At 41.1% G+C, this 11,140-nt stretch carries 8 protein-coding genes; 4 read left to right on the top strand and 4 right to left on the bottom strand.

The window, feature by feature from the left end:
- Positions 1-28: 28 nt before the first annotated feature.
- From FNH22_RS24075 to cysQ, 4 genes are all read right to left on the bottom strand, one after another.
- A complete protein-coding gene (locus FNH22_RS24075; protein WP_143401012.1) occupies positions 29-3,823 on the bottom strand; it encodes a PKD domain-containing protein in 3,795 nt (1,264 codons plus the stop codon).
- A gap of 10 nt (positions 3,824-3,833) precedes the next feature.
- A complete protein-coding gene (locus tag FNH22_RS24070; protein ID WP_143401010.1) occupies positions 3,834-4,751 on the bottom strand; it encodes a hypothetical protein in 918 nt (305 codons plus the stop codon).
- A 5-nt stretch (positions 4,752-4,756) separates the two neighbouring features.
- Positions 4,757-5,890: a tail fiber protein gene (locus FNH22_RS24065; protein ID WP_143401009.1), complete on the bottom strand. Its 1,134-nt coding sequence runs from the start codon at positions 5,888-5,890 to the stop codon at positions 4,757-4,759.
- Between the two features lie 377 nt (positions 5,891-6,267).
- Positions 6,268-7,032 (bottom strand): 3'(2'),5'-bisphosphate nucleotidase CysQ, encoded by a 765-nt coding sequence (gene cysQ / locus FNH22_RS24060; protein ID WP_143401007.1) that lies wholly within the window; start codon positions 7,030-7,032, stop codon positions 6,268-6,270.
- A 94-nt stretch (positions 7,033-7,126) separates the two neighbouring features.
- On the opposite strand from cysQ, the gene cysC reads away from it, so the two are divergent.
- The 4 genes from cysC to pheS all read left to right on the top strand — a co-directional run bounded on the left by cysC (position 7,127) and on the right by pheS (position 11,135).
- Positions 7,127-7,723 (top strand): adenylyl-sulfate kinase, encoded by a 597-nt coding sequence (cysC, locus tag FNH22_RS24055; protein WP_143401006.1) that lies wholly within the window; start codon positions 7,127-7,129, stop codon positions 7,721-7,723.
- Positions 7,724-7,888: 165 nt separating this feature from the next.
- Entirely contained in the window at positions 7,889-8,794 is a 906-nt protein-coding gene (gene cysD / locus FNH22_RS24050; protein WP_143401005.1) for a sulfate adenylyltransferase subunit CysD, read from the top strand.
- A 27-nt stretch (positions 8,795-8,821) separates the two neighbouring features.
- Positions 8,822-10,108, top strand: a complete 1,287-nt coding sequence (cysN, locus tag FNH22_RS24045; RefSeq protein ID WP_143401004.1) for a sulfate adenylyltransferase subunit CysN — start codon at positions 8,822-8,824, stop codon at positions 10,106-10,108.
- A gap of 1 nt (position 10,109) precedes the next feature.
- On the top strand, positions 10,110-11,135 hold the full coding sequence (gene pheS / locus FNH22_RS24040) for a phenylalanine--tRNA ligase subunit alpha (RefSeq protein WP_143401003.1): 1,026 nt from the start codon (positions 10,110-10,112) through the stop codon (positions 11,133-11,135).
- The last annotated feature ends 5 nt before the right edge of the window (positions 11,136-11,140 follow it).

Raw genomic sequence — 11,140 nt, 5'->3', positions numbered from 1 at the left:
TCTTAATTCATTCATAGTATGGAGTAAATCAAATGGTGCACGGTCCTCCTGAGTCTGAATCACATCTTTCAAGTGCTGAATTCCAATGACACCCTGGAGGGCATTGATCACCACCACCCCCCGTATTAGGATCACCTGCCTGCGTAACGGGTATATGAATCGTTTTCATAGAATTTGAAACTGTTATCCCTCCGGTTCTATCATTTGGGTCTCCGGCATTTGACCCGGCATTAACTTGAAATGAAGTGCTGGTAATGTTTGAAATAGACAGCCAACCTCCTCCTGTCACAGTATAAGGTCCGGCAGGGCTGGTTACACCTACCGTTTTTGTACCTGAAGAATAGGAAAAGAAAAGGTTAGTTCTGGACACAGTCAACGGAGAAACTACCGGTATTTGCTTACTTTCATGCTTTGTTGGATAATCAGGGTTGATCAGGGTTAATGTCACCGTATAAGTCCCAACATCCTGGTACGTGTAAATAATACTTTTACTTAATGTTTCCCTTACATCACCATTGCCAAAATCCCAATAATATCTGGTTTCCCCGACGCTTGGCGCAGTTCCTATCGCTGTGAAGATTACAGGATCAGTGATTATTACATCCTGTCTACTCCCTGAATATACATATGAGGCAATCATTCCATCGGCCTCGTTGGCATCATGATAACGATAACGCTCAATAATACTTTTATCATTATCCTTAATAAGTTTTAACCTGTGGTAATTGTCATATTCATAGGTATCCACTAATCCATTTTCATCTGTGATCTTTGTAACCCCTATCCCAGGCCTATGCTCATACTCAATCCTGTGTTCAATGTTTCCTGGGTTCGTGGTTGATGCTGTAACAAAACTATTGTAGTTTCCCCATTCGAGTTCATGACTTATCCCATCACGACCGTTACTGGTTATTAAATTACCATCATCGTTAAACCCATACTCTTCGACCATAACATAACGGCTATCTTTTATAAATGAATAGGGAGGGTGTAAGGTTTTACCCAACGGCTGCATTGTACCTACAGGATCCGAAATGGCCAAGACATATCTCCTATAAGGGAAAGCCTTATTTAATGTATTATTCTTTTTGTAGGTAGTTAGTTCTGAAGAAACTATTTTAAAGTAACTTTCATTTTTCCCTTTAAAATAAGTAACGGTTTCCAGCGGGGCGTTGACGTGATAGTCGTGAACTTTTTGATAAATACCAACTAGCTCCGGGTTAGTACCAACTGGAAAAGTATAAGTTCCATCAATATCAAACAAATCAATGGGATATAAATATTCTTCCTTTGTTTGAGAGCCATCTGGATGGGTAATGGTTCTGGACTTAACTAACCCGGGGAAATCCGGATGCTCTGTAATGGCGGTACTAACCGTTACTTTTTCCGTGCTTTGCATTTCAAAAGTTTCAATACTCGTATTGGTTAGTGTCAAGCGATCATTTTGAATCGGCGTTATGGCCCATCTATTTTTGTATACTGGATCAAAATAGATGTTAACACCTAGGAGTTTCTCCAGATCACTTCGCCCATCTTTGGCAGTATATGATGTTCGTCCAGCGGTAAAGATATTAGCTATGGATGGCACATGTTCATGATTTAAGCTATAGGTATTAGTTACTTTTTGTACTTGGTTCCCATCTTTATCAACCACTGTTTTTGAAAGTAAATGACCTCGCAAATGATCTCGATCTAATGATGGTGGGTATGGTAAGATATTAAAGAAAGAGTTTTGAGCTACACCGTCATTGTCAGTATCCGGAGGATTTGCCATCACTGGTGTTTTAGCATTGTCGGTATCAAAATTAACGGCTGGAATATTGCCAAATGACGTATAGGCATATTCTTCATAGCCATTATTACCATAGGCCAATCTCACTCTATAGTTTCCTTTAGGAACTCCCTTTGTAAGCACTGTTTCGCCAAAGTTTTCACTGGACTCTACACGGTATTTATACCACTCATCTAAGCCGAATACCTTGAAATTATTATAATCAGTTTTGCTAAACCCTTGCCCATAGCTTCTGGAATCCAAATAAGTAATGGTACGATTAAGAAGTGGAAAAACACTATTATTGATACTCCAATCGGATAAAGAAGCCAATCTATGCCCATAACCCTGCGTATAGTTGAACAATGAATATGCTCCGGTAGGATACGTAAGCTTCTCAAGAGCACCATAGCTTTCGTTCTCTGGAGAAAACCCATAATTATCAGTTTTGGCTGTCCTTCTTGCTAGCTTTTCAGGAGACTTGTAATCGAATGTATAGGACTTATACTTATCTTCAAATTTATCAAATAGCCTTATTTCATCCAGAAACAGTCGTTTATAATTATATGTATCAGCACCTTCATACACATAATCCCTAAATAGAACATCCGTTACCGAAGTTTGATTTATCTGTGATATTTGCCTGGCAGAGGTGAACTCGGAAGCTGGTGCCAGAAATCTATGAAGTTGACCTTCAGCTAAGTTAACAGGATCTTCCAGGTTTGTATTAGTAAGATATGATGAGGTTATATTAGAATACCTAAGCTCAACTTTGCGCGAACGCTCTCCTAAGAAACTATAAAAAATAATGTAATCTGTTTTTAGACCACCTGTAAGATCTTCACGACCAGTTGTATTTATGACACTTACCTTATTTCCATTCTTACACCTTATCAGTGTCAAATACCTTAAATTATCTGTCGTTTTGGTCTGTACATAATATTTGCCTCCTGCATAATTCAATAATACATCAGGATCAATAAAAAAGTCTTCCCATTGAGCTTCAAGCCACACACCATTGTAAGGCTCACCACTAATGAGGGAGGGACCCGGCACCCATCGATCAGAGATGTCTTTGACGAAACCTAAATCACTGGGGGAGGAACCTGGTGTATTTTGAGCAAACTTAACCATAGCAAAACGATACCACGGTTCGTAAACAGGAGCATTAAAATTAATATAACTACTCACAGGAAACAGTTCTGTTTCCGTCGGCTTTCCGACATACTCAACAGAAGCTGCATCGTCATATGTAAACTCTATGTAGTCTCCGTCAGCACCAGTCATTCTTTTAAGCAACCACTTTGTATTAAAAAGGCCACTAGACAGGTCTTTTTCGAACCAATTAGCAGAGTGGAAACCAGAATAAAAACTCAAGCTCATGTAGGAAAACTCTCTACTTTCTATATGAAACTGATCATATCCATACTGATATTCCATACCATCCGGAAACTTGAGTGTAAAACCATGTATTTTTGAATCTTCCTGACTAACACTAACCAACACACTGGTCTCAGGAATAGTCATTGGTTGTTGATTATTAAAAACTATTTTAAACGAAGGTCGCCCGGCTATGGCAACATGAAATTCGTCAGGTTGTGTATCTCGAAGTTTTTCTTCACTCCAAATTACCCAAGAGTCCATGGTGTTAGCAATATTTTGAAAATTACCAGACTCTTGTTGGGTGAAAAAGTATCCATTACTTGGTGTTTCATCCGGAAGGCCTCTCAATAATCTGGTAATGGAACTCTCTACATCAAGCCTCCAATGTAGTCCGACATTATCGGCAATTTCATCGAGTTTTACTCCAGAAGCATCATATATCAAGTTAATGGGTAATTGCATCTTTTGACTCGATACAGTACCCAAAGGTATTGAAACATTGGGCAATCCAGTATACAAATCAATAGGGATACTGCCATACGTTTGAAATTTGGCTTGACTTGGAGTTTGAGGCAAATAGTTTTGAAAATAATTTTGATTTCTAAAGTCTTCCTGACCTATTAGTTTAAATGAAATTAAAATTAAGATTAATAGTAGTTTGGTTTTCATGTTTTGATCATCAATTAGGACTTTTTAAACATTCTCTTTTTAGCTTGGTTAGCTCTTGTTCCTGATGTTTCAGTCTATTGTTTTGTTTAATGATAAATAAGGTTAGTTCCTCCACCTTCTCCGACAACTTCGTATTCAACTCACCCACAGCCATTCCTTCCTCCTGCATTTCAGGCGCCGAAGGTATACCCGGTAAATGACCATTCTGTTCAATAAAGTCTTCCACTTCATCCAGACTCTTTAATTCGTAATTATCCTCGAAAACATAATCCGCACCGGTAGTATTTACTACAATTTCATTCGCACGGACTGAACCGGCTACGTCAAGTTTGTAAGTACTATTCGATTGGGTGATTTTTCCTATTAATACATTACCCCCGCCAGCTGCTATATTCACATGCCCTGGTGAAGATGCATTGAGATACAACATTTTATCTCCGCCACCATTGGCATTGCTCTCAATCCAGAGGTATCCTTCTCCACTTCCTCTTATTCGTCCGCTATGCCCATCTCCAAAATAAGTCCAGTGAAAATGAGCATCACCAAACCTTGCCGCTACTTTGCTACCATCTCCTATGGCATAGGTTTTTGTTACGTGGATACCTGCCTTTGGAGTGTTGAGGCCTACACCGATAAGGTCATTGGTCAAAACCATATTATGGAACCTTACCTTACCGAAAAGGCCAAATTCATTGGAGCCATCCTGATTCCATATGAGTCTTCCGTCAAAATCGGAACTGACGCTGGAATGAAAGTCTATGAACGACCCAATAGTTGATTTAAGTTCAATAGAAGCATAAGATGCCGGTATTTCTACATTTAGTGGACCTGTCATATTGTTAGAGCCATCTGTATTGAGGTATTGAGCTGATGCCACAGCTATACTTCCAATAATTGCGACAACTAGTAGCAAAGCATATCTTTTCATGGTTTTCATTGGTTTGATTGTTTTAATATTCTTATCTCCTGCTTGAGCTCCCTATTTTCACTTTCAATGGTTTGAACTTTCCGGTTGATATCTAGTATGTAGAGCGTCAACTCCTCCACCTTCTTTAAAAGCAGCATATTCATCTCACCAAGGTCAATCCCATTTTTCTCCATTTCCTGCGCAGAAGGAACTTCCGGTAAATGTTTGTTTTCCCGGATATAGTTTTGAACACTTTTCAGAGTAGGCAGATCATAATCTTCTTCAAAAACATAGTCAGGACCAGGAACGCTGAGGTCGACTTTCACCTCTTCAGCATGGATGTCGCCTTTTACGGTGAGCCTGGAATCAGGGGATGCGGTACCGATGCCTACTTTACCATTACTTTGAACTTTCATTCTCACAGCTCCATCGTTATCCTCCAGTTGTAAGATGGTGGGTTCATTGTTGGCCGGATTACCTCCATAACCATTCGAGATCAGAAGTCCTTTCGAATTGCCTCCGCCATTCTTAATAAAGGCCGTCCAGAAATCATTAGAGGCCTTATTAACTTCAAAAAAAGCACTGGGACTGGATGTACCAACGCCCAGACGACCATTGGTTAAGAGTGTCATCTTGCTACCTCCATGGAAAAAATCGAGGTGATTATTCACCGGATCCGTCCAGACCTCCCAGCCTGAAGGCGTCGGGTCGGTCCCTGATCTGAGCCTGATATTAGCATAACCATTCCCTCCACCTTCCAGACGTAAACTGGTATTGAGGGCACTTTTGATATGAAGCTGGTCTATTGGATCATTAGTCCCAATACCCAGGTATCCATCAGGCATCAGGGTCATTTTACTTGTGGTATGAAAGAAGTCCAGGTAATTGTTCGATGCGTCGGTCCATATCTGCCATCCGTTTACATCAGGGTCAGTGCCTGACCTTAACCGTATGTCCGCATACCCTGAGGTACCTCCTTCAATTTTTATATTGGCATTAGACGGACTCTTTATGTGTAATGGATATTCCGGATCACTGATACCAATCCCTACTTTTCCTCCCCTTGAAATAGTTCCGTCCGTAGTAGTAGAACCAGTCCATTGTTGGGCATAAATAGAGATCGGGAATAAAAGCAGGAAAAATACAAAGCCATATCTCATCACATGGGGGTTAAAATGGAAAAAGTGTGACCAGTTGTTAAAACTGATATTTACTCATTCAAGATAGTAAATCCGGGTTTATTAAAAAGCTTAATCAAAAGCCAAATAGTACACTGACGAAAATCAGTTTTCAGACCTTAATAATTTATATAGGGCACTTAAGAAATGCATGATTTGAATTTGAAGATCTTTTCAAAAAGATTCTTACATTCACTTGATTTGAATTATTCCAATAACCTGTAGGACATACGGAAATAGTCCTATTTTTTTTCAGCCTGTTAGGGTTAAAAACTAGTCTTGATAGCCCAAAAGTGATTTTCCACTACCTATGCCTTGAAGACATTTATAAAAAGGACTTTTAGGGTTGTGCCAGGACACTACTCTACAAACCCCAAACACAAAAACCCCGAATTCAGCAGACTCTCCTTATTATAAGCAAATCGCTCAGGGCCGGTTTCTTTAAAGACTTTACCGCCTGCGGCTTCAAGTACTGCCTGGCCGGCAGCGGTGTCCCATTCCATGGTAGGGCCAAAGCGATAGTAAACATCGGCTTTACCTTCGGCCACCATACAGAATTTCAGTGAGCTGCCTACGGATATGCTGTCTTTTATATTGTACTTTGTCAATACAGATTCCTCTTCCTGGCTGGCGTGAGATTTACTTCTTACCGCTACATTGTGATTCACGCCATTGACACGTAAATCGGACTTTTCTCCTCGCTCTATTTTATAAGATAGCTCTTTGGTACCCACATACATAGTGTCAAGCACAGGTGCATAAATAAATCCTGCTACCGGGTAGTTATCTTTGATCAGCGCCACATTCACCGTGAATTCACCATTGCGGTTGATAAATTCTTTCGTGCCATCCAACGGGTCCACCAACCAGAAAAGATCCAGGTCCTTTCTTTCTTCATATTCCAACTGACGGCCTTCCTCGCTAATGATGGGTATTTCAGGGTGTAATTCTTTCAATCCCTTTTCCAAGATCTTATGTGAGGCCTGATCCGCCAGGGTTAGCGGTGAATCATCACTTTTATAGTCCACCACATCAGCAGTGGCCGGATCATTATAGATTTTTAGGATCTCTTCTCCCGCCTGGATGGATAGCCGGATAAGTTCATCTGTTTTGATAAAGTTCATGAAAGCAAATAATTTAAGCTGGCAAAAGTAGAAATCCCTTCCTCATTAACAAATTTTTGTCATTAATTGTAGCTTTGTGGTTTATTTGGTATTCATGGCAGAAAACATACATCCGATATTTGATTCTATTCTGAAAACAGAACAAAAAGAGGCTTTACTGGAGCAACAGTCTCAGGTTATTTGGATGGTAGGTTTGTCAGGCTCCGGAAAAAGTACGCTGGCCAGGGCCCTGGAAAATTCACTTCATGAGAAAGGCATCCTGACCGCGCTACTGGATGGAGACAATTTGAGAACAGGAATAAATAATAACCTGGGCTTTTCAGAAGAAGAAAGAACAGAAAATATCCGGCGTGCCGCCGAAACGGCCAAGTTGCTTGCGGCGAATGGCGTGGTTACCATCTGTTCGTTAATAAGCCCCCTGGAAAGCATCAGGAGTATGGCAAAGTCAATCATAGGCGACAAATACTATGAAGTGTTCATTGACTGTCCGCTGGATATTTGTGAGTCACGGGATGTTAAAGGCCTTTATGCCAAAGCCAGAAAGGGATTGATCAAAAACTTTACAGGCATTGATTCTCCTTTCGAACCCCCAAAACAGGCTGACCTTATTGTCAAAACCGGCGAGCAGGGCCTGGAAGAATCTCTAAACGAAATGTTGGAGAAAATTTTACCCATTGTTAAACTAAATTGAAGTCATTAAAGAAAAACAAGGCAAAAGAAATAATAGTCGTTATTTGCACTGTAATACTGCTAATCCATTGTTAAACAATCTTCACTATTTTCATTCTCTTGTAAATCTTTACATTAATAAACGGTTCTTTGTGGACTGTTAGAAACAAATTTGATCTGTAAATAAATGAAAGCGTATAACTTAACGCACTTAAAGGAATTAGAGGCTGAAGCTATTTTTATCATACGAGAAGTAGCCGCGCAATTTGAAAATCCTGCCATACTGTTTTCAGGTGGTAAAGACTCTATCACAGTTGCTCATATAGCCCGAAAGGCTTTTTTCCCAGGAAAAATACCTTTCCCTCTCGTGCACATCGATACCGGGCACAATTTTCCTGAAACCATCGAGTTCAGAGATAAATATGTCAATGAGTTAGGTGCCCAGCTAATCGTAGGCTCTGTACAGACGTCTATTGACGAAGGCAAAGTAGTAGAAGAAAAGGGATATAACGCCAGCCGCAATGCACTACAAACAGTGACCTTGCTGGAGACGATTGAAACGAATAAGTTCGACGCTTGCCTGGGTGGCGCACGACGTGATGAAGAAAAAGCACGTGCCAAAGAACGTTTCTTCTCTCATCGTGATGAATTTGGCCAGTGGGACCCTAAAAACCAACGTCCGGAGCTTTGGAATTTATTTAACGGTAAAAAACATTTTGGCGAAAATTTCAGGGTATTCCCTATTAGCAACTGGACGGAAATGGATGTATGGCAGTACATTTTGATGGAAGGGATAGAACTACCCTCCCTATACTTCTCACATCAACGGGAAGTTTTTGTCAGAGATGGTGTCATCATGGCCAGTAATGGAATAGTCCCACAACGTGAATCTGAGGAAACTGTTACCAAAACCATTCGCTTCAGAACCATTGGTGATATGACTTGTACCGGCGCCATAGAATCCGATGCAGGTAATTTAGAACATATCATTGAAGAAGTGGCTGCCTCCCGCCAGACAGAAAGAGGGACCCGGTCTGATGATAAAAGATCGGAAGCTGCCATGGAAGACAGGAAAAAACAAGGTTATTTTTAGAATTAGGTCAGTACAACTACATATAAAATGTCAACACAAGAAGAGAACGCAGCTCCCGATGGTTACCTGGACATGGAATTACTCCGCTTCACTACAGCAGGTAGTGTAGACGATGGTAAAAGTACATTGATAGGGCGTCTGCTATATGACTCTAAGTCCATATTTGAAGATCAGTACGAAGCGATAGAAGAATCCAGTAAACGTAAAGGGGATGAACACGTCAACCTGGCGCTACTTACCGATGGATTACGAGCGGAAAGAGAGCAAGGTATTACCATAGATGTAGCTTACCGCTATTTTGCTACTCCAAAACGGAAATTCATTATTGCTGACACCCCGGGGCATATCCAGTATACAAGAAACATGGTGACAGGGGCTTCTACCGCTAACCTGGCGCTTATTCTTGTAGATGCACGCAAAGGTGTACAGGAACAGACCTACCGGCACACTTTCATTGCCGCCCTGCTTGGTATTCCTCACGTAGTCTTTTGTATCAATAAAATGGACCTGATAGATTACGATGAGGCTGCCTATAATAAGATCAAAGACGATATAGAAGCATTTTCTTCGAAGCTGGATGTAAAAGACATTCGTTTTGCGCCGATAAGTGCCTTAAAAGGTGATAATGTGGTCAATGAATCGCAAGATATGCCCTGGTACAAGGGGGGTACATTGCTCTACATGTTGGAAAACATCCACATCGGAAGTGACCATAACCATATTGATTGTCGTTTTCCGGTGCAGTACGTGATCCGTCCGCAATCCGATCAATACCATGATTTCAGAGGGTATGCGGGAAGGATAGCCGGGGGCGTTTTCAAGCCAGGAGATGATGTAGTGGTTTTACCATCCGGGTTTTCAAGTAAGATCAAAACCATTGAATCATTTGAAGAAAAACTGGAAGAAGCATTCGCTCCGATGTCTGTGACCATACAGCTGGAAGATGATATAGATATCAGCCGTGGAGATATGATCGTACGTGATAATAATCGCCCTCATGTAGACCAGGATGTAGACATTATGATATGCTGGATGAGCGATCAGGCTTTATTGGCTAATGGAAAGTACGGGCTCAGACATACTACCAATGAAGCACGCTGCCTGGTCAAAAATATCCACTATAAGGTAGACATTAATACTTTGCATCGTATTGAGGATGATAAAAACATCAAAATGAACGATATTGCAAGAGTAACCTTAAGAACCACCAAGCCCTTATTCTACGACCGTTACAGTCGTAACAGGGTAACAGGTAGTGTTATCCTCATCGATGAAGGAACGAATGAAACGGTCGCAGCAGGGATGATCATCTGATATGCAGGACAAAGTAGATTCAATATTAGCGGAAATTACCAATGCATCGGCTGTTAATCAGGCTGAACTGGAAGAATACAGACTGAAATTCATCAGCAAGAAAAGCGTCATTGGAGCATTATTCCAGGAGCTTAAAAATATTCCAAATGAACAGAAAAAAGATTTTGGAATAAAGATGAATGAGTTGAAACAGGCAGCCCAGGTAAAATTTCAGGAGTTGATCGTTTCTGCGAATTCCACTAATTCTGTTGAATCTTCTGAGCATGTGGACCTGACCTTGCCACCGGCTGATGGGGAACCGGGAAGTATGCACCCACTAAACTACGTACGGTACCAGATCATAGAGGTATTTGAACGTATCGGCTTCAACGTGGCAGACGGGCCTGAGATCGAAGATGACTGGCATAACTTTACGGCCCTCAATTTCCCTGAAAACCACCCTGCCAGGGAGATGCAGGATACTTTTTTTATTGAAAGAGACCCGGACATTTTGCTTCGCACCCATACATCAAATGTTCAGACACGGTTAATGCTAAAGCAAAAACCGCCGATACGCTCCATTATGCCGGGGAGGGTGTTTAGAAATGAGGCAATATCTGCCCGGGCGCACTGTGTGTTCCACCAGGTAGAAGGACTGTATATTGATAAAAATGTAAGTTTTGTTGACCTGAAACAAACATTGTATCATTTTGCAAAGGAGATGTTCGGGAAAGAGACTAAAGTCAGGTATCGCCCTTCTTACTTCCCTTTTACCGAGCCTAGCGCGGAAATAGATATTTCTTGTCAGATATGCCATGGGGACGGCTGTCAGCTTTGTAAATATACCGGTTGGGTGGAGATAGCAGGCTCAGGCATGGTGGACCCCAACGTGTTGTCGAACTGCGGTATCGATCCTGAAGAATATACAGGTTTTGCCTTTGGAATGGGTATTGAAAGGATCACCCAATTGAAATTCAGGGTTAATGACCTCCGTTTATACACAGAAAATGACGTTCGTTTCCTCAAGCAGTTCAGAACACTGCACTAAGTCAG

It is taken from the genome of Fulvivirga sp. M361, assembly GCF_007097395.1.
Taxonomy (GTDB): domain Bacteria; phylum Bacteroidota; class Bacteroidia; order Cytophagales; family Cyclobacteriaceae; genus Fulvivirga.
Note: the sequence above shows the minus strand (reverse complement) of the source record. Positions and strands in the feature narration are given on the sequence as shown.

What these genes read in the sequence shown, in the direction of transcription:
- FNH22_RS24075 (WP_143401012.1), bottom strand. Translation starts at nt 3,823, where the DNA reads ATGAAAACCAAACTACTATTAATCTTAATTTTAATTTCATTTAAACTA.
- FNH22_RS24070 (WP_143401010.1), bottom strand. Translation starts at nt 4,751, where the DNA reads ATGAAAAGATATGCTTTGCTACTAGTTGTCGCAATTATTGGAAGTATA.
- FNH22_RS24065 (WP_143401009.1), bottom strand. Translation starts at nt 5,890, where the DNA reads ATGAGATATGGCTTTGTATTTTTCCTGCTTTTATTCCCGATCTCTATT.
- cysQ (WP_143401007.1), bottom strand. Translation starts at nt 7,032, where the DNA reads ATGAACTTTATCAAAACAGATGAACTTATCCGGCTATCCATCCAGGCG.
- cysC (WP_143401006.1), top strand. Translation starts at nt 7,127, where the DNA reads ATGGCAGAAAACATACATCCGATATTTGATTCTATTCTGAAAACAGAA.
- cysD (WP_143401005.1), top strand. Translation starts at nt 7,889, where the DNA reads ATGAAAGCGTATAACTTAACGCACTTAAAGGAATTAGAGGCTGAAGCT.
- cysN (WP_143401004.1), top strand. Translation starts at nt 8,822, where the DNA reads ATGTCAACACAAGAAGAGAACGCAGCTCCCGATGGTTACCTGGACATG.
- pheS (WP_143401003.1), top strand. Translation starts at nt 10,110, where the DNA reads ATGCAGGACAAAGTAGATTCAATATTAGCGGAAATTACCAATGCATCG.